We start from the raw sequence: 25,478 nt of genomic DNA, 5'->3' as shown, positions 1-25,478 counted from the left end.
ATTTAGAAGAAACGAGGAGATAACGCTCGCTTTTTTTGGTTGAAAAGATTGTATTTTAGAATTATTTCATGTGAACCATCATTGTAACTTTGAAGGCCATTTATTGAATAATCATACGCATAACCTAGAAAGAAACTTTTTGAGACATGTACTCCGGCCATGGCACTAAAGGCATCATCAAAACGATATGCTGCACCCAAAACTAGAAATTCTTTAATCATAAAGTTCGCTGAAATATCAAAGGATATTGGAGTAGCTGATACGTACTTGGCAAGTACAGTAGGTTTGAATTTCAAATTTTGAGACAAATCGAAAACATAACCAGCCATAAAATGGTATTGACTAGCTCGGTCAGTTACTGTTTCATCATTATCACTATAAACTTTTGAATTCAGAAAGTTATTTGTTGAAACTCCCATATACCATTTGTCGCTATAGAAAAATGCACCAGCCCCAAATATTGGTCTAACTGCGTTGAGGTTTTCCATAAAAACTGGATCCATAGAATCTTCAAAAGTACCTTTTGACCAGTCAATTTTTAAGACATCAAGACCGGCATTAATACCTAAACCTAATTTGGTATTGTAGCCTGTTTGAATATGATAAGCGAAATTTGCGTTTATATCAACATTATTTGAAGCGCCAATATTGTCATTGACGATACTTAGGCCTACACCAATTCGCTCTTTTAGCATGCCATTTACGGTGAATGATTGAACTTCTGGTGCACCATCTAAGTTCACCCATTGTGAACGATGCAATAACAACGCTTCTAATTGTCCTACAGATCCAGTATATCCTGGATTAAGAACACTAGTGTTATACATATATTGAGTGTACTGTGGTGCCTGTTGTGCAAAAACAGTATTTATTTGCATGGCAACTGTACAGAACAGAAAAAGCTTAATTGTTTTATATATTGATTTCATTTTATGCTGTGATTTGGGTTGATGTTTATTTTTGATAAATATTCGGTAGGTTATCTTGCAAGCTGTAACCAACCAACTAGCGTTCGGTCAAGTTCTGGTATGTTAATCTTGTAGAAGTATGTACCAGAAGGCAAATATTTACCTTTATCACCACTAAAATTTGCAATGCCATTCCAGTCGTTTTGATAGTTTATTGCGCTAAAGACTAAACCACCATTACGGTTATAGATATCGACTGAGTTTGAATATGCTTCAAGTCCTTCAACTTTAAAAAAGTCATTGAATCCATCATTGTTTGGTGTAAACTCATTGTATACAATTAGTGCAAATTCTTCACCAAGTACTTCACCACAAGAGATAGTTGCAATGGCTAGTGTAATGCCCATATCAGAAGCACAATTTGTTGCATCAGTATAAGAAAGACTTACTTCTGTATCCTGTAAATCTGTCCATCGTACACTAACAAAGTTATCTGTTAAAGTGCCTCCATCTGTAATTGTACCTCCAGTAACCACCCAAACATAATTTTCTTTATTGTTTGCTGTTTCGTACGTATAATCTCGGTTAAGACACACATTTTCAAATTGGCCTGATAATAAGATTGGTTCAGCATCACTTAAAGAGACTGTTATAGCCAATCTTGAAACACTTTCACAACCTGATGCTACATTTGCTACGTAGTATGTGCGGCCATCTTCTAAAGGAGTAGAAGGATCTAGTTCATTGCCTCCGGCTGCACTATCATAAAATTTCACATCGGGTTCATTTACTTGTATATCACCTATTACAGCATTACTGTCATTACAGAAATTTTGGTTTGTTGAATTTGTAGTTGGTGGCGTTACACTTAATATTTCTACTGTAATTTCTACTCTACTTAAAATTGAAATTGGAATATCTAATATACCAGCAAAGTAAACTTGACCGTCAACTAATGGTGTATTGGCATCAACTAATACATCACTTGTTAAACTTTCAAAGAACAATACATCATCTCTTGATACATCTAAGTCTGCTACTACCGCAAGCTCAGTTTCACAGAAAATTTGTAAAATATTATCTACAGGTAATTCAGGTATATCGATAGGAATTAAGTTTGTTATTGTACATATACCGTTTGAAACTGTTGATTCTATTCCAGTTCCAACCGCGGCAAGTAAGTCATTGCCATCAATATCAATATTGAAATTTAAGTTGCTGTCAATAGCACCACCACTTGTAACATCGTTTAATGATAGTGATAATAAATCTCCTTCACTTACGTCACCTGTAACATTACCAGTTAGTGCTATATTGGCATCACCTTGAAAAATATTTACAAGGTCATCAATGTCAATAATAGAATTTACCGCCACCACAGCATCGAAATTAGAGTCAACTATTTCTACTATGACTTCTTTATAATCACCTGGTGCATTTTCACAAACCGCTGTATCTTCTGTGATTTTCACATAGTAGGTATACGGACTGTTTACTTCATCTAAGCCACTAATTCTTAAAGTACCATTAGAATCTATTGAATATGTAGTTGCACCGGATACTAGACCATTAGTAATTTCATTGATACCATTGGCATCAAAATACCATGAAAAGTCTCCGTCTATTGTGCTAGAAGGAATTAATATGGCATCGTTAGATGAGCAAATAGGAAATTCATTTCCTGATACATTAATATCAGTAGCTTCAGGTATATCAACAACGTTAACGGTTACTGCTACCCGTGCAGATTCTTGTGGACAAGTCGTGTTTCCGGCAGCCACATAATAGGTTGTATCAGTAGTTAGATTTGGAGTTGTAAAAGCTTCACCTGAATTAACTGTGGCCAATAAGTTGCCATTCTCAGCAGCATCATACCATCTAATTTCTCGATTTGAACTACCCGAAGTAGTTGCTACTAAATCCGCAGAAGTATTGAAACAAATACTTGGGTTTTCTGAATCTTCCGAAATCGTTGGAGTACTAGGGGCAACAAAAACCTCAAATATTTCAATTTCTTGGGCTAAGGCTACATTAAGTAGTGAAGATAGTTTAACTGTTAACCTATCTGCATTTGTTCCCGGACGAACCTCTATTGTTGTAATTGAATTGTTTTGTAATAGTGTTAATACATCTAAGTTTATTAAACTAGATAAGTTATTCGATGATACTATATTATTAGGCCCATCTTTTGCTTCAAATTGAATATTGTTTAAAATGCCCAACTCCAATAACGCTGGATTCATTCTTAATTGAACAAAAAAGCTTTCGTCTTCATGAGACGGGGTATCAAAATATATAGTCTGCTCAATGTCAGCTGCAACGCCTAAAATTCCCAAGCCAAGCTCAGAAAAAGTGCTGGCGTCACCATCTATTGCGTTACCTGGGTTTGTAACTCCAGCTCCACCAATATTCAAAAGGTCTAGGGTTAAACCATTTCCATTAAAAGAAGTATAACTGGGTGAGCCACAATCATTAGTACCATTACTAGTATATGCGCCAGCTACATCAAGAGCTTTTGTGTTGCCTAAGCCAACTAATGATCCAATTCTGTTCGTAATTTTTATTCTGTCGTACGTATTAGAGGGTGCAACGGCTAAAAAATAATCATTGTTAGCATCGGTAACTACTCGCAAATCATCATTGGAAAAACCAATGGAGGAATTAGATGCTCTACTTAGAACGGTAGTTCCTCCGTTCTTCGCTTCAACCGTGAATTCTTGATTGCCGATTAGTAGCGTACCTGCAATATCCGCCAAAAGACCACCAATATTACCACCGAGTAAGCTAGTTAAAATATCATCTTCAGTATCAATTTTCACAAAGCTGGTTGTATTGGGGGCTAAGGCTTCGGGGAATTCGACTTCTAAAACACCTGAATATGCACCAATACCTAAGGCGAGTCCTGAATTTGCCATTATCTGGGCATCTGTGGTAAGGTCACTATCTACTGCATTGGCGGCAGAGTTTACGTTTTGCGAATCAACTATACTGTTCGCAAATACCTTACTTTGTGCTAGTGCGGGGGAAGTACTTAAAAGTAACATCCCTATTACTATTGCATAGCGAATCTTTAAAGTAATTGTAAGAATCATACGTATTTATTTGTAGGTTAAGTCATCATTTAACCAAAGAATGCTTCTTATATTTCAAAATGAAGAATATGCATTCGATGAAATGCATATTTTAATCGATGAAATGCATATTTTGATATGTTATTATCGGTGAACTGTTAATTTTGGTTTTCAAGTATTCTTACACAAACCACAAAATAGTATGAATGTGGGGGTGGGTTGATTTATAGCATAAGAACTAAAGAATAGAATATGGGATATAAAAAAAGCCCCCTTTTGTTTCAAGAAAGGGGACTCAAAAATAAATAAGCTAATCGTTTACTATGTTTTGTGTTGGTTGGTTTCTTATTTGATAAACAACTGAGTAAAATAAAGTACTCCGTTTTGATCAGCAGTAACGCTTACCGCAGTATAGTTTACATCACCTTCCATTACTTTCTTATGTGTTGGACTATTGATCCAAGCTTCAAGAATTTGTTCAGCACTATAAAAGTCTTTACCTAAGTTTTCAGATACATACTCAGAATTAGCAGCTAAAGAAAGTTTTGAAGATCTTTTACCAAAATTGTCATGGCTAATTTTACCAGCTTCAATCATATAAGTGTTATGCTCGTTTGCAAATTCATAAGCTACAGCGCTAAACTTTAAAGTAGAAAGACCTTTAGAAGCTCTGTAACCGTTTACAGCATCAATTACTTCTTGCTCAATTTCAGAAATTTCTGCTTTACTATTAGTAGCAGCAATCTCAGTATATAATTCTGCTTCTTCAGTATTAGAAGAAGAACAAGAAACAGTTAAAGTTAAAAGAGCGATAAGAATTAAAAGGTTGAAACGAAACATAGCTTATATTTTTGTTGTTATTACTGATGTAAAAGTAGGTGGAGTACTACATCAGAAGACAATAAACTATGTGTATGGTTCTATTTGTCAGATTAAGTGTAAAATACTGATAGTCATGTTGTTGAAATCAAAAATTGATAAAATTTTCATCTGATAAATGATGTATTTCACCCATGATTTGACACTTAATCGGTGATAAAATGAACTTAAACGGAGGTGAAAAAATGGGGCTATCGGTAAGCGGGTAAAAATGATAGATGAGTGACATTAAAACCTTCAAATTGCATCAAATTTGAATGATTTACTGTAGAAGGGATGAAGGAGGTAAGTAATATGTATTCTTGTTTTATAGATTTCTTTGAATTTATGTTTGGTATTTTAAATGGTCTCAACTAGTTAATACTATATATAAGTAAATTACTGGGTATTAAGTTGAAAAAAAAGCCCCCTTTTGTTTCAAGAAAGGGGACTTAAAAATAAATAAGCTAATCGTTTACTATGTTTTGTGTTGGTTGGTATCTTATTTAATAAACAACTGCGTAAAGTAAAGTACTCCGTTTTGATCAGCAGTAACACTTACAGCAGTATAGTTTACATCACCTTCCATTACTTTCTTATGTGTTGGGCTATTGATCCAAGCTTCAAGAATTTGTTCAGCACTATAAAAGTCTTTACCTAAATTTTCAGATACATACTCAGAATTAGCAGCTACAGAAAGTTTTGAAGATCTTTTACCAAAATTGTCATGGCTAATTTTACCAGCTTCTATCATATAAGTGTTATGCTCGTTTGCAAATTCATAAGCTACAGCGCTAAACTTTAAAGTAGAAAGACCTTTAGAAGCTCTGTAACCGTTTACAGCATCAATTACTTCTTGCTCAATTTCAGAAATTTCTGCTTTACTATTAGTAGCAGCAATCTCAGTATATAATTCTGCTTCTTCAGTATTAGAAGAAGAACAAGAAACAGTTAAAGTTAAAAGAGCGATAAGAATTAAAAGGTTGAAACGAAACATAGCTTATATTTTTGTTGTTATTACTGATGTAAAAGTAGGTGGAGTACTACATCAGAAGACAATAAACTATGTGTATGGTTCTATTTGTCAGATTAAGTGTAAAATACTGATAGTCATGTTGTTGAAATCAAAAATTGATAAAATTTTCATCTGATAAATGATGTATTTCACCCATGATTTGACACTTAATCGGTGATAAAATGAACTTAAACGGAGGTGAAAAAATGGGGCTATCGGTAAGGGGATAAAAATGATAGATGAGTGACATTGAAATCTTCAAATTGTATCAAATTTCAATGATTTGATGTATGAAGTCATATCCCATAATAAAGTCCTTTAGCATTCATCGAACGCTAAAGGACTAATTTAAAGGTAATGATGAACCTGATGTCTATGGGAACAACAGGTCTATATATAAGGTAGAGACTATTTATTTGTATGGGAATTTAAAACATGATTCTTCTGAGCTTATTCCTTTTCATATATAAGAGGGAAAAATTTGCCTTCCATTTTTCTGCCTTTTCCTATTTTCGGTACATTTTGAAGTAATTCATCATCTGTATTACTAATTGTACCATCCGCAAATACGTTTAAAACAAAAGCACGGCGACTCATTTCTGATTTGTTTTCATAAGAACCGTGAACCATTAAGGGGTGATGAAAAGTAGCGTATCCTTTTTTCATCTCAATGGGTTCTGGTTTAAATTCTGCTTTTTGCGCTTCCGTAAGCGACTTCATTAAACCATTCATATCGCCCGCTAATTCTGGCGCATTCAATAAGCCCCATTTGTGACTCTTAGGTATATAGTGCAAACAACCGTTTTCAACTGAGGCGTCATCAAGACCCGTCCAGCACGTTAAATGCTGCATTGCAATAGTCCGTGTCCAATATGAATAATCTTGATGCCAAGCGACAACTCCTCCGTGTTTGGCTGGTTTACAAAACAATTGATCATGCCAAAAACGAACCGATTTATTTTCTAACAATTGATGCGCTGCCATTACGAATGCTGGGTTCCAGATTACATCATGAAATCCTGGAGAAAGTCTCCAATGTCCTAAAGAATGAAACAATACGGTGTTAGGATCTTCAGATTCATTGCTGTGAAATTCATAAAATAAATGGTGGCCCGGGTGTTTCGGGTCATTAATTTCATCTAGTTCATTTCGTAGAATTGCTACTTGTTCATCATTTAAGAGTTTTATATTTGATACATACCCTAACTCATGAAATTGTGTTATCTGGTCTTCGCTTAGGCGATATTGTTCCCATTCCTCTTTTGACGTGGGCCAACTAAACATTTTCGATACTAAACGGTGCTTATCTGCTAAATCTCTAACGGTGTTCATTGTATTTGTTTTAATTGTGATTCTCTAATCAAATTTATACTTCAAAATTGTATTTTTAGCTGCTCAAAGTAGAATTTATTCATATTTCGCTTTTTGGTGCATTTCCAACACAACTAATATTAAAGAAGATTTATATTTTTAAAACAGCATGATAAAACAATTTTTACAAATTCACCCTAAAGATAATGTACTAGCAGCACTTAAAGATTTAAATGCGGGTACAACTATTGAACATAATGGAGTTCCGTTAACGTTAACGACTAATACGCAAGCGAAACATAAGTTTACGATTAATGATTTAAATGTTGGTGATGACATAACAATGTATGGTACTTTGGTAGGTAAAGCTACCAAACCCATTGCTAAAGGGGAAACCATTACAACAGAGAATGTAGTGCATGCATCATTAGAATATGGTGTTGGTGGTGAGAAAACCGACTGGCAGGCACCTGATGTTTCTCGTTGGGAAAATAAAACCTTTAATGGTTATCATAGAGCTGACGGAAATGTTGGTACCGGAAACTACTGGCTTGTTATACCAATGGTTTTCTGTGAGAATAGAAATGTTGAGGTTATGAAATCAGCGTTATTGAAAGCGCTTGGTTATGATATGACTACAGATTTTGAAGTAGATACTGAAACTTTAGTCAAGAATTATAAGAATGGTGCCTCTGCTGAAGATTTAATTAATGCAGACATTATTAAAACACCCGAAGAAATTAAGCAAAATAGAACATTTCCGAATGTTGATGGTATTAAATTCTTAACACACGAAGGTGGTTGTGGCGGTTTCCGTTTAGATTCTGAAACGCTTTGTAATTTATTTGCAGGGTATATTACGAATCCGAATGTTGCTGGTGCCACTATATTAAGTCTGGGTTGCCAAAATGCGGAAGTCAAAATATTAGAGGCCGGTATTAAAGAACGCGACCCTAATTTCTCAAAACCACTTTATATTTTAGAACAACAAAAAAGTAAAAGTGAGCGGCATTTTATTGAAGAGGCTGTAAAGAAAACATTTATTGGGCTAATTGAGGCAAATAAGGTTGAACGTATGCCAGCCCCTTTGAGCAAGTTGGTTTTAGGTCTTGAATGTGGTGGTTCTGATGGTTTTTCAGGAATATCTGCCAATCCTGCTTTAGGGCATGCATCGGATTTATTGGTTGCTCTAGGTGCAACTACAGTATTATCTGAGTTTCCTGAATTAAATGGGGTTGAGCAAGAATTAATAAATAGATGTGAAACAGAACAAAGTGCACAGAAGTTTACTTCTTTAATGGATACATATTCGGCTAGAGCAGTAGCCCTTGGATCAGCTTTTGCGAATAATCCTTCGCCAGGAAATATTAAAGACGGACTTATAACTGATGCTATAAAATCAGCTGGAGCAGCAAAAAAAGGTGGTACTTCACCAATAACTGATGTTTTAGATTATACTGAGCCAGTTAACAAAAAAGGCTTAAATCTATTATGTACACCTGGTAATGATGTTGAAAGTACAACTGGCCTAGCTGGGTCAGGGTGTAATGTCATAGCTTTTACTACAGGTTTAGGTACTCCAACAGGTAATCCGATTACTCCTGTAATCAAAATGTCAAGTAATCATGCACTCGCTGAGCGTATGAAAGATCTTATTGATTTTAATACAGGCAGTATTATTTCTGGAGAAGACACTATTGAAACTAAAGGCGAAGAATTATTAGAATACATTATTAAAGTTGCTAGTGGCGAAGAAGTAACAGCCGCTGTAAGATTAGGACAGGAAGACTTTATTCCTTGGAAAAGAGGATTGTCATTATAGTATGCTTAGGGCAATAGTTCAATTATATTCACTAAAATTATAAAGTAGGCCTTTGTTTAATGGCCATATAAATTATAGGATGCAAAAATTAAATAGACAAACAGTTGAAGGTTTAAATACATTACCGTTAAAAATCATGCAATTTGGTGGTGGTAATTTTCTTCGTGCTTTCGTTGATTGGATGGTGCAAGTTTTAAATGATGAAACGGATTTTAATGCCGGAGTCGTTGTTGTTAAACCAACAGAGAGAGGTGATTATCAAGAATTGAAAGCTCAAGATGGTCTTTTTACAGTTGTATTAGACGGAATTAAGAATGGGGAGTTAGTTGCTGAGAAAACCATTGTTGATTGCGTTCAAAAAGTTGTGCATTCGTATAATGAGTGGGATACTTATTTGGCTTTAGCGGAAAATAAAGACCTGCGATTTGTGGTTTCAAATACGACTGAAGCAGGTATTAAATTTAATTCTGATGATACTTTTGATGCTAATCCACCTAAAGAATTCCCTGCAAAATTAACCCGTTGGCTTTTACAAAGATTTGAATATTTTAATGGTGATGCTACCAAAGGATGTATTTTATTACCATGTGAACTAAATGAAAATAATGGGGTAAAATTAAAAAATGCGGTTCTGGAATATGCAGATTATTGGAATTTGAATGATGATTTTATAAAGTGGATCAATACTTCAAATTATTTCTGTAGTACCTTGGTAGACAGAATAGTATCGGGATATCCAAAAGAGCGTGCAGCGGAAATTTTAAGTGAAACAAAATATGCAGATGACCTTTTAGTCGCAGGTGAATATTATCATAGTTGGGTAATAGCAGGCGATGATATAGTGCAAAAAGAAATGCCGTTTGCTCAGACAGATTTAAATGTTGAATTTGTTAATGACCTTGCTCCATATCGTGAAATGAAAGTGCGTATTCTTAATGGTGCACATACCTCTATGGTGCCCGTTGGTTATTTAGCTGGAATTCGATTTGTTAAAGAGGCCATGGATGATGTTACGGTTTCTAACTTTGTAGAATCACTTTTAGAAGAAGAGGCTGCAAAAACATTAGATTTTCCTACTGAAGTAAAACAAAAATTCATTTCAGCTGTTTTGGATCGCTTTAGAAATCCACTATTGAAGCATCAACTCATTAGTATTTCATTGAATAGCACTTCCAAGTTTGTAGCTCGTTTGCTTCCGACTTTAAAAGATTATAATGAAAGTGAAGGAAAACTTCCCAAACGAATAGTATTTGGTCTTTCCGCGTTGATTCGTTTTTATAAGGGTGAATTCAATGGGGAAAAGATAGAATTGAACGATGATAAAGTTGTGCTTGATTTCTTTAATACTATCTATTCTAAAGTAGATGCCAATGAAATCTCATTAGCAGATGCCATTACAACTATACTTAGTAATACTAGTATTTGGGGGGAAGATTTAACGGAGTTAAAAGGACTAACAAATGCTGTGTTGAATAATATTGAAAATATAGAAAATAAAGGGGTTTCGGCTTCAATTCAACTCTTATAGTTAAAAAATAATTGAGTCATGATAGTAGATTCACATCAACATTTTTGGAAATATGATGCCATAAAGCATTCGTGGATTGACGATGAAATGGCGAACATTCGGCGCGATTTCTTACCTGCTGATTTAAAAGAAGTTTTTGCTGAAAACGGAGTTGATGCCTGTGTTGCAGTGCAAGCGGATCAAACTCTAAGTGAAACGGATTTCTTATTAGAGTTAGCCAATAAAAATGATTTTATAAAAGGAGTAGTAGGATGGGCAGATTTACGCTCAGCAGAAGTTGATACTGTTTTAGAAAAATATCATGCAGAAAAGAAATTAAAAGGATGGCGTCACATTGTTCAAGGTGAAGCTGACCATAATTTTTTAATGCGTAAAGACTTTTTAAGAGGTGTATCTTTTCTAGAAAAGTATGATTACGTTTATGATATTTTGGTTTTTCCGCATCAATTAGGGGCTACACTAGAGTTTGTAAAACAATTTCCGCATCTAAAGTTTGTCATAGATCATATCGCTAAACCGTACATAAAAGATGGCTTTTTTGATGGATGGGCAACTTTAATGAAAGCGATTGCCAAACATGAGAATGTACATTGTAAAGTTTCAGGAATGATAACAGAAGCAGATTATAAAACCTGGAAACCAAAGCAAATACAACCTTATATGAACTTGGTGTTGCAGGCGTTTGGTCCTGAAAGACTTATGTATGGTTCTGATTGGCCAGTTTGTCTGGTTGCCGGTAATTACAGTGATGCGAAAAAATTGGTAACTGATTTTATCGGGATCCTTAGTGATTCAGAACAACAAGCCATTATGGGTGATAATGCAATAAAATTCTATAATTTATAATTCGCCTAGGTCAACAAATCTTTCACCACATGCCCATGTACATCCGTTAGGCGATACCTGCGACCTTGATGTTTGAAAGTTAAACGTTCATGGTCAACACCAAATAAGTGCATTAAGGTTGCATGAAAATCGTGCACATGTACGGGGTCTTTTACCACATTGTAACTAAAATCATCCGTTTCACCGTGGGTATAACCTGATTTAACTCCGGCTCCGGCCATCCACATGGTAAAAGCTTTTGGATGATGATCTCGACCATAATCTTCAGGAGTTAATTGCCCTTGTGAATACACTGTTCTTCCAAATTCACCACCCCAAACGACTAAGGTATCCTCTAGCATTCCACGTTGTTTTAAATCCTTAATTAGCGCAGCATTTGCTTGATCGGTGCGTTTGTTTTGTGCTTTTACGCCACCAGGGCAGCCAATATGTTGATCCCAGCCTTGGTGGTATAATTGTACAAACTTCACATTTTTCTCTAGTAATTTACGAGCCATCAGGCAATTGGCGGCATATGTGCCTGGGTCTCTACTGTCTTCACCATACATTTCAAAAATATAGTCAGGTTCATCTGACATATCGGTAACCTCAGGTACTGAAGTTTGCATTCTAAATGCCATTTCATATTGGGCCATTCGCGCATTTATCTCTGGATCACCATAGACATCATTTTGCACATCATTAAGTTGACCTAAGTAATCTAACATTTGCCTACGATCTTGCCCGTCATAATTCTCTGGATTACTCAAGTATAAAACGGGGTCTTTGCCGGATCTAAATTGTACACCTTGATGTTCAGTGGGTAAAAAACCATTTCCCCAAAGACGCGAATACAGAGGCTGCCCGCCCATATTTTTGGTAATAAGGGTAATGAAGGTTGGTAAATTTTCATTTTCTGAGCCTAAACCATAGCTTAACCAAGATCCAATTGAAGGCCTACCTGCAAGTTGATTTCCGGTTTGCATGAATGTTATGGCCGGGTCATGATTTATTTGATCCGTTTGCATTGACTTGATAAAACATAAGTCATCAACCACTTCTGAGGTATAGGGTAATACCTCACTTGCCCATTTACCAGACTTACCGTGTTGCTTAAAATTAAAAATTGACGGTGCCATCGGAAAGCTTGTTTGATCGGCACTCATACCTGTTAGTCGTTGGCCTTGGCGGACAGAATCAGGAAGGTCTTGACCAAACATATCTTTTAACTTGGGTTTATAATCCCACATATCTATTTGTGAGGGACCACCACTTTGAAATAAGTAAACTATTCGCTTCGCTTTTGGGAGGTGATGTGGTAAACCAAGTCGATTTTTATTATAAGATTTTAAGATAGCATCTGCATTTGAAGCATTCAAATCAGTGCCTTTAACAGATGCCCAAGCTTTATCAGCATTTAAAAGGGATCCCAACGCTATTGCACCAAGTCCCATTGAAGTTTTTGTCAAGAAATTTCTTCTATCTAATTGCTTTTCAATTTTTTGAAGGTCTTTATTGTTGGACCTTAAAATGTCATGATTATCGCACATACATTAGTTCTTTTTGTTATCGCTTCGTAATTGTTGCATCAGAATTCATTATGGTGCTAGCTACTACAGCATTTGCAGCCACCATTGCTGCGTCATTTTTATTCGAAATTCGAAATTCACCTGTATTAAGCCATCCATCTGTTTTTGATTTATTAGACTTAAAATTTTCGTATTCTTTTAACTGTAAATCGGCCAATAGGTTTAGTTCTTTATCCTGTGCATTTCGACCTGTCAATTTTTTAAATATAGCTGCTATGCCTTCTTTTACGTTTGAATAGGATAACATAGTATACCCTAAAACACGAGAAGTTTCAACATACGTAGGGTCATTTAACATAACCAAAGCTTGTAAAGGCGTATTTGTTTCTTGTCTTCTTACCGTACACAGGGATCGGTCAGGGGTGTCAAAAGTTGCAATTGTAGGATGAGGTACAGACCTTTTCCAAATGGTGTACATGCTTTTTCGATATAATTTTTCACCCGTATCTTCCTGATATGCCGAACCATTAATTTTCCAAAGGCCTTTGGGTTGATACGGACTAACACTAGGTCCGCCAATAGTTTTATTCATTAATCCAGAGGCAACCAATGCATTATTTCGTAGCATTTCACCTGTGAGTCTTTTTGAAGGTCCTCGCGCTAATAATCGATTTGGCTTGTCAACTGACAGTTGCGCAGAACTTGCCACAGAAGATTGGCGATACGTATTTGACATGACCATTAATTTGTGTAATTTTTTGACATCCCAACCAGAATTCATAAACTCAATTGCCAACCAATCGAGTAGGGCAGGGTGACTTGGTAATTCTCCTTGATTACCAAAGTCTTCAACTGTACGAACTAAGCCTGTGCCAAAAATATTTTTCCAATATCTATTTACGGCAACCCTTGCTGTTAATGGGTTTGCTTTATCGGTAACCCATTTGGCTAAGCCCAAACGATTCTTTTCAAGACTGTCTGGAAATGCAAATATTTTCTCTGGAGTATTCGGATAAACTTGTTCACCATGTACATCATATTGACCACGTTCAAGAATAAATGATGGACGAGGTGATTTCATTTCTTTCATCACCATAATATCTTGTATTCGATCAACACTATCAACATAAGTTTTTCGAGTCTGCTTTAGTGATTTTGAAGCATCGGTATAGGTTTTAGAATTGGTTTTAATATAGTACTTCAATAAATCATTTTTTTCGTTTGTCGATAACTGATTTATAGGTTTCTTAATTAAATTCTCAATTGTAGTTTTATTGGCTATTTGTAAAATTTCTAAAGCATTTAATTCTCTTTCAAATACGGTAATATCATCTACCACAGCACCACCAATACCTTTGCCTCGCCAACGTGCACCAATTTGTAAGCCCGGATCGTCTGGGACCCCTTTCATTCCATGTGCTTTTTTATTGAATACAATGTCTTTGTACAGGTTGTCAATTTCAGTTTCGGTAGTTAATATTTTTCCATCTAAATAAATATGTAAGCCATTGGCAGTACTTGAACCATCATACGTCATGGTCAATTGTATCCATTTTTCTTTAGGAATATCATCTAATGAATATTTTACAATTGCATTGCCAGGATGTAAGTGAGCTAAAAGTGCTTCTATCTTATTATCTTTTATTGCAAGATGATACCCTCTGAAATTGAATAATTTGGCACCAATTCCTTTATGGAATATAACACCAGTTTCTAAATCTTTCGGCACATAAATTCGGATACCAACGCTAAAAGGTTCATGGCGTTGAAAAATACCAACTTTACCTAAATTTAGCCAGGCATCGCCATCTAACTGCAAACCTTTACCATCAAAACCTTTTGTATAACTTGGAGTTTGATTAGTAGAATATTGTCGTTCCATTTTACCTTTCTGAAACGGTTTGATTTTATTTACCAATTGTCCATTGTTAAAATCAACTTTGGCAATTAACCCCTTCGGTGTTTGGTTCGGATTTATTTTTTGATAACCCTCATTATTTATCCATTTTTGAGCTTCTTGTTCTGCAGCTGTTGATGCTACTTTAACATTTTGTTCTTTATCATTTATAAGTTTTTCTATATAACTTAAAAATTGTTCTTGCTCCTTATTAGGCAATAATAATGTTGGTGCGGGCATAGACCAATCATAAGATATTTGACCTGATTCTTGTTGATTGTTAAAGAAACTATACATTTCAAAATAGTTCTTTTGCGAAATAGGATCGTATTTGTGATCATGACATTTTGCGCAAGCCATAGTTAAGCCCATTAACCCTTCACTTACAACATTGGTTCTGTCAGACACATATTCTGAACGAAACTCTTCATCAATAATTCCACCTTCACCATTTTGTGGATGCAAACGGTTAAATGTGGTTGCCAAAATTTGCTCTTTGGTTGCATTCGGCATCATATCACCCGCTAGTTGCCATCTGATAAATTGATCATAGGGTACATTAGTATTGAACGACTTTATGACCCAGTCTCTATAAGGCGAAACATCACGATAACGATCTACTGTGTAACCGTTTGTATCCGCGTAGCGCGATAAATCCATCCAATCTAAAGCCATTTGTTCACCATAATGCTGTGAAGAAAGTAATCTATCTACTTGTATTTCAAAAGCATTGGGTGAGTCGTCATTAATGAAAGTATTGATTTCATCAAGAGTAGGCGGTAAGCCTGTTAAATCAAATGTTAGACGTCTAAGAATTGTTTCTTTGTTAGCACGCTCATTGGTTTCTAAATTTTCTAATTCTAATTTTGCCAAAATAAAATTATCAATAGGGTTGACAATTTTATCTTCTAATTTTACTTTAGGAGGATTTTGCTCCTTAGGAGAAATAAAGGCCCAATGATCTTTATATTCGGCACCATCTTCTATCCACCGAACAAGCACAGCTTTTTCATATTCGGTTAGCGTTAAGTGCGATTCGGGAACTGGCATAACCAACTCTGGGTCATCCGATAGAATACGGTCAATCATAAGACTGCTGCCAGCATTACCTGGTACAATTGCATATTTACCCGGATTATTTTCCGATTCTTTAAAAGCTAAATCAGGTAAATGTAGTTGCAGCCCAGCCGAAATTTTAGCTTCATCAGGGCCATGACATAAAAAACATTTGTCTGATAAAATAGGTTTTACGTGCTGATTGAAATCTAATTGCTTCGGTAGTTTTTCATAAGCTAATGCAACATCATCTGGTAATTCAGGTCCGCCACATGAAACAGTAACTATCAGAATTAATAGAGAAAGGTAATTAAAAATTTTAGCCATTAAGAATAATTGTGTTTTGTGAAATTCGCTTAGAATTTTCTGTATTTTCTTTTTTTCATTTTATTGGCTTCTTTATCACCAATAAATTTCTCTATCTCAGGATTCCAATCTAATGGTCTGCCAAGTTGATATGCGATGTTACAGATATTGCCAACACTAGCAGAGCGATGTCCTATTTCTACGTCACATATTGGTTGACTTCTATTTTTAATAGCATCAATCCAATTCTGATAATGATTACCTCTAGATTCATCAAGTATAGTTTTTGAAGCTTCTAGTTCTGCAGTTAAAATTGTTGGCGGATCAGTTTCTAAATAACTACGGCTGATATCTAAATTTCCTTCACTACCAATAAAACGAACTCCCCAACCACGGCCAAAATCTTCATGAATCATTTCAATTCCGTTTTCATAAATCATTTTCATACCTCGAACTGCATTCTTATCGGTAGGTGGTTCAAAACGTACTGGTCCAGAACGATCCATACCCAATGCCCATTGTGCAATGTCAAACATATGTGCCCCCCAATCTGTTAAAATGCCCCCACCAGTTTCATTAAACTTACGCCAATCAGGAAAAAAACCATCGCTGGTTGGTGGTGATAGTCGATTATTATAGGGTAGAAGTGGAGCTGGACCACACCATGTATTCCAATCTACTTCTTTAGGTGTTGGTTCGGTTTCCATATTAAAAGGAATAGCAGGGTCTCCAACATTTACCAATACTTTTGACACTTCGCCTATATAACCTTTACTTACGAGTTCAATTGCTTTTTGAAATTTTTGCCAAGAACGTTGCATACTACCGACTTGCAAAACGGCTCCTGTTTTTTTAGTAGTTGAAACCATATCAATACCTTCCTTGATGGTTAAGGTCATAGGTTTTTCGCAATACACATCTTTACCAGATTTCATTGCCGCAATTGCTTGAATTGCATGCCAATGGTCTGGCGTTGCAATAATTACTGCATCAATATCTGGTCGTGCTAATAGTGCCTTGTAATCACCAGTAGTTGATACGCCATTATATCCGCTTTGTTTTCTTTTATCCGCATATATTTTTTCTACGTGACCCTTAAACCATTCATTCTTTGTAGACCACACATCTGAACCAGCAACTATTTGCGCATTGGTATTTTCAGTAAAAGCTCTTGCTAAGCCTGATGTTTGTTTTCCCAAGCCAATAAATCCTAAATTTATTTTATCACTTGGAGCAACAAATCCTTTTCCAAGTACAAATCTGGGTACTATTGTAATAGCTCCGGCCGTTAGTGCTGTTCGTTTTATAAATTTTCTACGGGATAATTCATTTTTTGCTTTTTTAGGATCTTTCATATCATTGGTCTTTGTGGTCTAACGACAAGGTACTTAATTTTATATTTTTGGCATCACAAATGAAATGTCAAGTGTATCATTCATTTGTTTTTGCAGCGCTAAAAGGTCTGTAAATAACTGCTCAACATTTTCTTTTTGCTCTGGTAACTCGGCTATATTATTGACTTCTTCTGGGTCGTTGTTCATATCAAACAACAATACTTTTTTAATTTTTGGATATACGATTAATTTATAACCGTCTTTTCTTATCATTCGTTGATAATCTACGTATCCATTATAAATAGCATCATAATGACTAGTAGTTCTACTACCATGAACAAGATCTAAAATACTGTTGAAAAATACATAGTCTGGTTTTTGTACTTCAGCTAAATCTAAGCTAGTGGCCATGGCATCTTGTAAATAGATGTCTGCACTTATTTTTTTATCTGCTGGCACGTCAGGGCCAACAATGATAAATGGCGATCGAATACTATGATCAAATTGTGTTTGTTTGCCAAGAAGCCCATGCTTGCCCATTGCTAACCCATGATCAGAAGTGAAAATGATATAGGTGTTATCCATTTTTCCAGTTGATTTAAGTCCATCAATAATACCTCCAATTTGGGCATCTAAATGACTAATTAAAGCATAGTATTCTTTGGTATGTGTTTTAATTGCAAGCTCTGTTCTTGGAAAAGGAGCTAATGCCTCATCACGTAACCAAGTACCATTACCTATACCATCTTTATGCGGATACATGGGTAAAAAACTTTTAGGAATACTGATATTATCAATATCATACATATCTAAAAATTCTTGTGGAGCTTGCCGAGGATCATGTGGCGCATTAAATGCTAGATACATGAAAAATGGATTTTCACTTTTCTTAGTTTGCGCAATAAAACCTAAAGCATCATCTTTTACTACTTCGCTCCAATGTTTACCGCCTTCCCAAAAACCACCAAAGTCTTTATTTGTTGGCGACCATAGTGTATCATTCTCGTCTATGGGTCTATTGTAGCCTGCAGCGCGAATTTCTTCTGCTGATTTACCATCTTCAATCATTTTGTTAATAAATGGAATGGTACCTTGATGGCTCCATGCATCTCTGGGCATTCCGGGTCTGATATGAACAACATTTTGAAAGACAGAATCGGCAGGAGCATCAACATGCCATTTGCCAGTCATGTAGGTTTCATAACCAGCACCTTCCATAAGTTTACCCCATGTTTTATCGAAATTCTTATTTTCTTTCCAACTTTGTCTAAAATCATTAACATCCCAGACACTACGCCCTGAAATAATCATCGCCCTTGAAGCAGCACATACCGCGCCACCCCATGCTCCCATGTTATATGCATGCGTAAAAGTTGTGCCTTGATGAACTAAACGGTCAAGGTTTGGCGTTTTTATTTCAGAATTACCCAGTGCATTGATTGCGGTATAGGTAAGATCATCTGCAAACACAAAAACAATATTAGGTTTCTGTGGCGTTTGTTTTTGTTCTTCTTTGCATGAAAAGAATAGCATTGATGAGCAAAATAAGAACACAATTTTTGAAAAGAAATGTTTGGTTTTAAGCATAGTGAAATAAGTTAGTTTAGTCGTGTTCTTCAAATATAATAAAGCATTATAATTTCGAGAGCCAAATTTTACAATGTTCAACATTAAAAGGTATAACAGGTGTTATTAAATAACAGAAATAGTAGTTTTGATTTTATGAAATATATTATTTCGGCTTGCATTGTATATCTCTGTTTCACATCTTGCGTTGGTGTGAAACAATATAATGCCCAAATTTCTTCATTGCATTCGGTTGAAGAATTGCATCAAGATGTAGATAAGGCCTATTCACAATTGCAAAAATTTCACCCCAGGCTAAATCAATACATTTCAAGGGCTGCGCTTGATTCAAAAATTAATGCTCTTAAAAATGAAATAAATCACCCAATGCCTAGTAATGAATTTTACGAACGTTTGGCCTTAGTTTTAAAAGAAATTAGACAAGGGCATTTGATGTTGAGACCGCCTACACAAAGATTTTCAAGAGCTCAACTTAAAGTTTTACGTAAGATGAAATTTGAATTTAATGATTTAGATTTTGAAGTCCTTGATAAGAAGCTATGGATAAAATCAACCATGGGACACGACTCCACAATTGTTGGAGACCAGGTATTGACAGTAGGTAAAGAAACAGCTGGTAAATTGGTGAATAAATACAAAGCGCTATCTACTTCAGATGGTTTTAATTCTACATATTATGACCGTTATGTAGGTCGTAATTTCACTAATTTTTATTATTCAGATAAAGGCTATAGAGATAGTTTAATGTTGCTTTTGAAGAAGGGAGATTCTGTTTATTTTCAGAAATTTAAATGGATAAAAAAAGGTAGGATTATCCAAAGAGATAGCGCAACAATTGGTGAATCTAAAACACCAACTAAGGCTGAAAAACTTGCTTATAAAGCAAAACAAAAATCGAAAAAGAAAGCAGGAAGAAGTAGAGGCTATGTACCATCAAGAGATTATTATCTGCGAAATTTTGAATTTATTGGTGAGAATAATTCTGTTGCCTATTTAAAAATTAGAGCTTTTGGTGATGGTAATCAAAGAAAATTTTATCGAGAAACTTTTGCCAAAATTGATTCAGCAAAATCTGCTAATTTAATAATTGATATACGCGATAATGGTGGTGGTAGCATTGATGAAATAGAAAACCTATATGCTTATTTGGCTTTAAAACCCTTCAACTTTGTAAATGATGCCGAAGCACTTACAAAAACACCGGCAACAAAAGCAACAACCTCATTAGAATATTCAGGATTTATAGATGCAACCATTCGTTTGTTCTCAATACCTGGTTTATTAATTTATGATTTATTTCATGTAAAAAAGAAAGGCGAAAAAAGGTATTACAAATTGAGCAACTCAAAATTAAAAAAGCCCAAAGAGAATAATTTCAATGGAAAAATATATGTTTTGATAAACGGATATTCCTTTTCTGCTTCTTCAATTTTATCAACCAATTTGCAAGCTACAAATAGAGCAATTTTTGTGGGTGAAGAAACAGGTGGTGGTTATAATGGTACTGTTGCTGGTCAGTCTAAATATGTTACCTTACCGAATTCAAAGGTGCGCATGAAATTTGGACTATTGCATATAGAATCGCCGTTTCATACAGATCCAATTGGTTATGGAATTAAACCAGATGTTCAAATAATACCAACCCAAAAGGATCGACTACAAAAAAGAGACCCTGAACTTGAATGGGTTTTAAACAACATTAGAGAGGGAAATTAAAAAAGTTGTTTGACTGCAGATTTACCTTAAAAAGTATTTTTTAAACTGAGTATATTTAGAATGGTAAATTCTTTAAATCTACATTACCACCTGAAATAATAATGCCTAGTTTTTTGTTTTGAAACGTAGCTTTATTAGCAATAATTGCTGCTAACGCTACGGCACTTGAAGGTTCAACAATGATTTTCATTCGTTCCCAAATTAATTTCATGGCTGCAATTATTTGTTCTTCAGTAACAGTAATAATATGGTCAACATAGTTTTGAATAATGGGAAAGTTAATTGTACCTAAGGTAGTTCTCAAACCATCGGCAATGGTATTAGCACTTTTATTCTGTTCTATTTTTCCACTTTGTAATGAACGATAGGCATCATTTACTTCTTCGGGTTCTGCACCAATAACACTACAATTTTTACCAAAAAAATGAGCTGCAAGTGCTGTGCCTGCAATTAGTCCACCTCCGCCAATTGGCGCAAATAGTATTTCAAGTTCTGACTGATCCTCCAACAACTCCATTGCAGCAGTGGCATTACCGTATATAACATCAATGTCATTTGAAGGATGAATAAAAGTAGCTCCCTTATCAGCAACTATTTTTTGAGCGGCATTTTCCCGTGCTTCTAAAGTTGGTTCACAAAGTGTTATTTTTCCCTCATAGCCAATCACTGCATTTTGTTTAACTGCGGGGGCATTTGAAGGCATTACAATTTCTGCTGAGATACCTAAATTTTTAGCCGCTAAAGAAACGGCTTGTGCAAAATTTCCTGAAGAGTGTGTCACTACTCCTCGTTGTTTTTGAGCATCACTTAATTGCATAATAGCATTAGTTGCGCCTCGCATTTTGAATGCACCCATGCGTTGAAAATTTTCGCATTTAAAAAATAGAGATGCACCAACTAAATCATTAATTGCTGTAGAAGTTAAAACAGGAGTTCTATGAATATAGGGTGTAATGCGATTTTGGCATGCTTCTAAAATTTCCTTTTTGCTCATTTTTAAACACTATCAGGGTGCGGATGTTTCCAGGGTGCTCTATAGTTTCGTTGTAGAAGCTGTGTAGCTTCTGGGTCATCAATTATAGTCATACTTTTTGGATCATATACTAACGGTCTACCTAATTCCATTGACATATTGGCTAGTATGCAACTTGCTGCTGAAATATGGCCTTGTTCTATGTCAGCAACTGGCTTAGTATTGTTTTCAATGGCTTTTAAAAAATCTATCATATGGCCTCGTGATGCTGGTGCTACATGAAGTTCCATATCCTTTTCAGTTAAATCTTCAGGGAATTTTTCTCGTTCATAAATAACATCTTTATGAATTTCTTCACCATCACCGACTGGTATAAAATCATACTTTTGAACACTACCCTTAAGTGTGCCTTTATCGCCATAAATCTTAAATGCCCAAGGATAATCCGGATCACTAGCTGTGCCCCATGAACGGTGTTCCCAAATGCAATTAAGTTCATCAAATTCAAAAATGGCAGTTTGTGTATCAGAAATATTTGCCTTGGCATCCTTTTGAACATAAATTCCACCATGAGAACTAACTCGTTTTGGCCATCCTAAATCTAACATCCATCGTACCGTATCAAACATATGTACACACATATCACCAACAATTCCGTTACCATACTCCATAAAGGCTCGCCATCTTCTATGGGGCACGCCATCAAATTCTCTTATTGGTGCTGGCCCTGTCCATAAATCATAATCAAAAAAATCAGGAATTTCTACTACTGGCCGGTTTCCTTTGTCACGCATGTGATAATAACAGCAAATCTCAATGTGTGAAATTTTGCCAAGAAGTCCGGCGTCAACTATATTCTTTTTGGCATCAATTAAATGCGGGGTACTTCTACGTTGCATACCCACTTGAACAACTTTATTATATTTTTTAGCGGCTGCAACTAAAGCTTCACCTTCAATTATATCAACGCTAATAGGTTTTTGTAGATAAACATGTGCTCCTGATTTCATTGCCTCAATGCCTTGTAATGCATGCCAATGATCTGGTGACCCGATTAGAACTATGTCTAGTTTTTTATCAGCCAACATTTTTCGATAATCACTAAACATTTTTGGTTTTTTTCCAGAACGTTGCCTTTTTTGAACCAAATCAGCAGCATCAGAAAGCATGTTTTTATCTGGGTCACATAATGCAACTACATCAACATTTGCAACTTGTATTAATCGAAATAAATCGCTTTTACCGTACCACCCTGAGCCAATTAATCCAACTTTCCATGGTTTGTCTTTTGGGCCATATTCAAAAGCATAGGCGCCTAACGAAGTAAAAGCAAATGCTGCCGTTGTGCCTTTAATAAAGTTTCTTCGACCGAGGTTTTTATTTTCCATAATTGGTTGATAATTTCTTTAGTTGAGTTTTTCAGCTTATCAAAGTACAATTTTTCGTTTAATTATTGATTTTATTATTTAGGCGGAAGTTAAAATGAATTCATTGTACTATTTTAGTCATTCTATAAAACTGTTAATGAATATTTTGATTTCTAGAAAAAAAGTTAGTCTCGCATTACCTTGTTTGTTTTTGTTTGTATTTGCTACTTGTCAAGAAAAAAAGTCAGATACTAATTCAGGTGAACAACATCAGTATACGAATGCGTTGATTGATGAAACCAGTCCGTATTTACTGCAGCATGCGCATAATCCTGTTAATTGGCAATCATGGAGTACTAATGCACTAGAAGATGCAAAAAAGGAAAATAAATTGGTTTTGGTTAGTATTGGTTATTCTTCATGCCATTGGTGTCATGTTATGGAAGACGAGACTTTTGAAGACGAGGAGGTTGCCAAAATAATGAATGAAAATTTTATCAATATAAAGGTAGACCGTGAAGAGCGCCCTGATGTTGATCAAGTTTATATGACCGCAGTACAATTGATTAATGGCAATGGTGGATGGCCATTAAATGTTATTACATTACCCAACGGAAAGCCTTTATACGGTGGCACTTATCACACAAAGGAACAATGGATGCAGGTGCTTACAAAGATAAGTGGGTTATATAAAGATGACCCTGAAAAGGCCGCAGAATATGCTGATATGGTTGCTTCTGGTATTGCGGAAGTGAATTTAATTCAACCGGCAACTGATTTTAAATTATTGACCAAAGAGACTTTAAAATCAAGCGTTGATAAGTGGAAATTGAATTGGGATTCTGATTTTGGAGGAGACTTAGGTAGCCAAAAATTTATGATACCTGTAAATCTTGAGTTTCTACTAGATTATGCAGAATTGTCAGATGATATTGAAACAAAAAATCATGTTGAAAAAACTTTAGATAAAATTTTACTTGGTGGAATTTATGATCATATCGCTGGTGGTTTTTTTAGATATAGTACAGACAATAAATGGAAAGTACCCCATTTTGAAAAAATGCTTTATGACAATGCTCAAGCAATCGAACTCTATTCAAAAGCGTATAAAGTTTTCAAAAAACCAGCCTATAAAGATGCAGTTTTGCAGACTATTTCATTTGTACAGCGCGAAATGAAAAATGATCAAGGTGGTTATCATGCAGCTATTGACGCCGATAGTGAAGGGGAAGAGGGTAAGTTTTATGTTTGGAAATTGGACGAATTAAAATCTGTTTTAGATACAGATTTTCAACTTTTTGCTTCATATTACAATATTAATAATTCATCAGTTTGGGAAGATGGAAATTATGTATTACATAAAGTAGTGAACGATGATGAATTTTTAGAAACGAATAAACTTTCTGAGACTGAATTACAGACTGCAAAATTAAATTGGAATAAAAAGTTGATGCAAGCTCGTAATAAAAGAGTGAGACCCAGAAGTGATGATAAAATAATAACTTCTTGGAATGCTCTTTTAATAAAGGGACTAATAAAGTCTTATGAAGCTTTTGGCGAAAAAGACCATTTGGCCATGGCAGAATCTATTTTAGATTTTATTAAAGCTAAAAGTTATTCTAATGCTAATTTGGTGCATACTTATAAAGAAGGCAGTCAACGTAAAGAAGGCTTTTTAGAAGATTATTCTTTTATGATTGAGGCGCTGTTGAATTTGTATAGCGCAACTATGAAAACAGAATATCTTGAATTGGCCCAAGAATTAAATACTTCGGCTAACAATAAATATTCTGATGCTACTACCGGAATGTACAAGTATAATGAAGGAGAAGAATTAATTGCTAAAATTATAAAAACTGATGACGGTGTTTTACCATCACCAAATGCAGTTATGGCTCACAATTTATTTAAACTCGGACATATTGTTTATGATACTGAAATGATGAAGGAGTCAAAACAAATGTTATCTGCTATGGTACCTTTAATTACTGAAAGTGCAACAAGTTATTCTAAATGGAATTCATTACTATTAAATACAGCATATCCTTATTTTGAAATAGCGGTTGTAGGCAAAAACGCTGAGCCTTTGTTACATGAACTTCAAGCTACTGATATTACGAATGTTTTATTGGTTGGTAGTACTTCAAAAAGTAATCTTCCATTATTTGAAGGTAGATTTTCAAATGATGATACGGTAATTTATGTTTGCCAAAACACCACTTGTAAACTACCGGTGAGCACCGTAGAAGAGGCATTGCAGCAATTGGCAAATTTTTAAATTACTATTAAATCCAATATTTAGAATATTGTACGTTATCAAATAGTATGAAATTTTGCTTTTTAATGTTCATAGAAAAAAGTAACTTATCCCTTGA

The 25,478-nt window shown here is 35.1% G+C and carries 16 protein-coding genes; 5 read left to right on the top strand and 11 right to left on the bottom strand.

Annotated features, from left to right (window positions below):
- Nucleotides 1–2 precede the first annotated feature (2 nt).
- The 5 genes from JQC67_RS16390 to JQC67_RS16370 all read right to left on the bottom strand — a co-directional run bounded on the left by JQC67_RS16390 (nt 3) and on the right by JQC67_RS16370 (nt 7,184).
- Nucleotides 3–929 carry a PorP/SprF family type IX secretion system membrane protein gene (locus JQC67_RS16390; protein WP_203253999.1) on the bottom strand — a complete coding sequence of 309 codons (927 nt, stop codon included), beginning with the start codon at nt 927–929 and terminating at the stop codon, nt 3–5.
- 50 nt (nt 930–979) lie between these two features.
- On the bottom strand, nt 980–4,000 hold the full coding sequence (locus JQC67_RS16385) for a gliding motility-associated C-terminal domain-containing protein (RefSeq protein WP_203253998.1): 3,021 nt from the start codon (nt 3,998–4,000) through the stop codon (nt 980–982).
- 324 nt (nt 4,001–4,324) lie between these two features.
- On the bottom strand, nt 4,325–4,819 hold the full coding sequence (locus JQC67_RS16380; protein ID WP_203253997.1) for a CAP domain-containing protein: 495 nt from the start codon (nt 4,817–4,819) through the stop codon (nt 4,325–4,327).
- Nucleotides 4,820–5,339: 520 nt separating this feature from the next.
- The gene (locus tag JQC67_RS16375; protein WP_203253996.1) at nt 5,340–5,834 is read right to left on the bottom strand and encodes a CAP domain-containing protein; all 495 of its coding nucleotides are present in this window, start codon (nt 5,832–5,834) and stop codon (nt 5,340–5,342) included.
- Between the two features lie 468 nt (nt 5,835–6,302).
- On the bottom strand, nt 6,303–7,184 hold the full coding sequence (locus tag JQC67_RS16370; protein WP_203253995.1) for a phytanoyl-CoA dioxygenase family protein: 882 nt from the start codon (nt 7,182–7,184) through the stop codon (nt 6,303–6,305).
- A 148-nt stretch (nt 7,185–7,332) separates the two neighbouring features.
- On the opposite strand from JQC67_RS16370, the gene JQC67_RS16365 reads away from it, so the two are divergent.
- The 3 genes from JQC67_RS16365 (at nt 7,333) to JQC67_RS16355 (ending at nt 11,359) form a co-directional block, all read left to right on the top strand.
- Nucleotides 7,333–8,985 carry a UxaA family hydrolase gene (locus tag JQC67_RS16365; RefSeq protein ID WP_203253994.1) on the top strand — a complete coding sequence of 551 codons (1,653 nt, stop codon included), beginning with the start codon at nt 7,333–7,335 and terminating at the stop codon, nt 8,983–8,985.
- A gap of 79 nt (nt 8,986–9,064) precedes the next feature.
- On the top strand, nt 9,065–10,513 hold the full coding sequence (locus JQC67_RS16360; RefSeq protein WP_203253993.1) for a tagaturonate reductase: 1,449 nt from the start codon (nt 9,065–9,067) through the stop codon (nt 10,511–10,513).
- 18 nt (nt 10,514–10,531) lie between these two features.
- Complete coding sequence (locus tag JQC67_RS16355; protein WP_203253992.1) at nt 10,532–11,359, top strand: amidohydrolase family protein; 828 nt, start codon at nt 10,532–10,534, stop codon at nt 11,357–11,359.
- A 5-nt stretch (nt 11,360–11,364) separates the two neighbouring features.
- Here the strand turns inward: JQC67_RS16355 and JQC67_RS16350 are convergent, their stop codons facing one another.
- Genes JQC67_RS16350 through JQC67_RS16335 form a run of 4 tightly spaced genes read right to left on the bottom strand, consistent with a single transcriptional unit; the run spans nt 11,365 to nt 19,047 of the window.
- Complete coding sequence (locus JQC67_RS16350) at nt 11,365–12,888, bottom strand: DUF1501 domain-containing protein (RefSeq protein ID WP_203253991.1); 1,524 nt, start codon at nt 12,886–12,888, stop codon at nt 11,365–11,367.
- A 16-nt stretch (nt 12,889–12,904) separates the two neighbouring features.
- A complete protein-coding gene (locus JQC67_RS16345; RefSeq protein ID WP_203253990.1) occupies nt 12,905–16,147 on the bottom strand; it encodes a DUF1553 domain-containing protein in 3,243 nt (1,080 codons plus the stop codon).
- Nucleotides 16,148–16,176: 29 nt separating this feature from the next.
- Nucleotides 16,177–17,481 carry a Gfo/Idh/MocA family protein gene (locus tag JQC67_RS16340; protein WP_203253989.1) on the bottom strand — a complete coding sequence of 435 codons (1,305 nt, stop codon included), beginning with the start codon at nt 17,479–17,481 and terminating at the stop codon, nt 16,177–16,179.
- Nucleotides 17,482–17,520: 39 nt separating this feature from the next.
- A complete protein-coding gene (locus tag JQC67_RS16335) occupies nt 17,521–19,047 on the bottom strand; it encodes a sulfatase-like hydrolase/transferase (RefSeq protein ID WP_203253988.1) in 1,527 nt (508 codons plus the stop codon).
- 192 nt (nt 19,048–19,239) lie between these two features.
- Here JQC67_RS16335 and JQC67_RS19200 point away from each other — a divergent pair, with 192 nt between their 5' ends.
- Nucleotides 19,240–20,763, top strand: a complete 1,524-nt coding sequence (locus JQC67_RS19200; RefSeq protein WP_203253987.1) for a S41 family peptidase — start codon at nt 19,240–19,242, stop codon at nt 20,761–20,763.
- 55 nt (nt 20,764–20,818) lie between these two features.
- On the opposite strand, the gene JQC67_RS16325 is transcribed toward JQC67_RS19200, so the two are convergent.
- Nucleotides 20,819–21,757 (bottom strand): pyridoxal-phosphate dependent enzyme, encoded by a 939-nt coding sequence (locus JQC67_RS16325; protein ID WP_203253986.1) that lies wholly within the window; start codon nt 21,755–21,757, stop codon nt 20,819–20,821.
- 2 nt (nt 21,758–21,759) lie between these two features.
- Nucleotides 21,760–23,124: a Gfo/Idh/MocA family protein gene (locus tag JQC67_RS16320; protein ID WP_203253985.1), complete on the bottom strand. Its 1,365-nt coding sequence runs from the start codon at nt 23,122–23,124 to the stop codon at nt 21,760–21,762.
- 136 nt (nt 23,125–23,260) lie between these two features.
- Between JQC67_RS16320 and JQC67_RS16315 the strand changes: the two genes are divergently transcribed.
- Nucleotides 23,261–25,381, top strand: a complete 2,121-nt coding sequence (locus JQC67_RS16315; protein ID WP_203253984.1) for a thioredoxin domain-containing protein — start codon at nt 23,261–23,263, stop codon at nt 25,379–25,381.
- Nucleotides 25,382–25,478: the final 97 nt, after the last annotated feature.

Source organism: Aurantibacter crassamenti (assembly GCF_016811105.1).
Lineage (GTDB): Bacteria > Bacteroidota > Bacteroidia > Flavobacteriales > Flavobacteriaceae > Aurantibacter_A > Aurantibacter_A crassamenti.
This window is presented reverse-complemented; position numbering and strand designations above follow the sequence as displayed.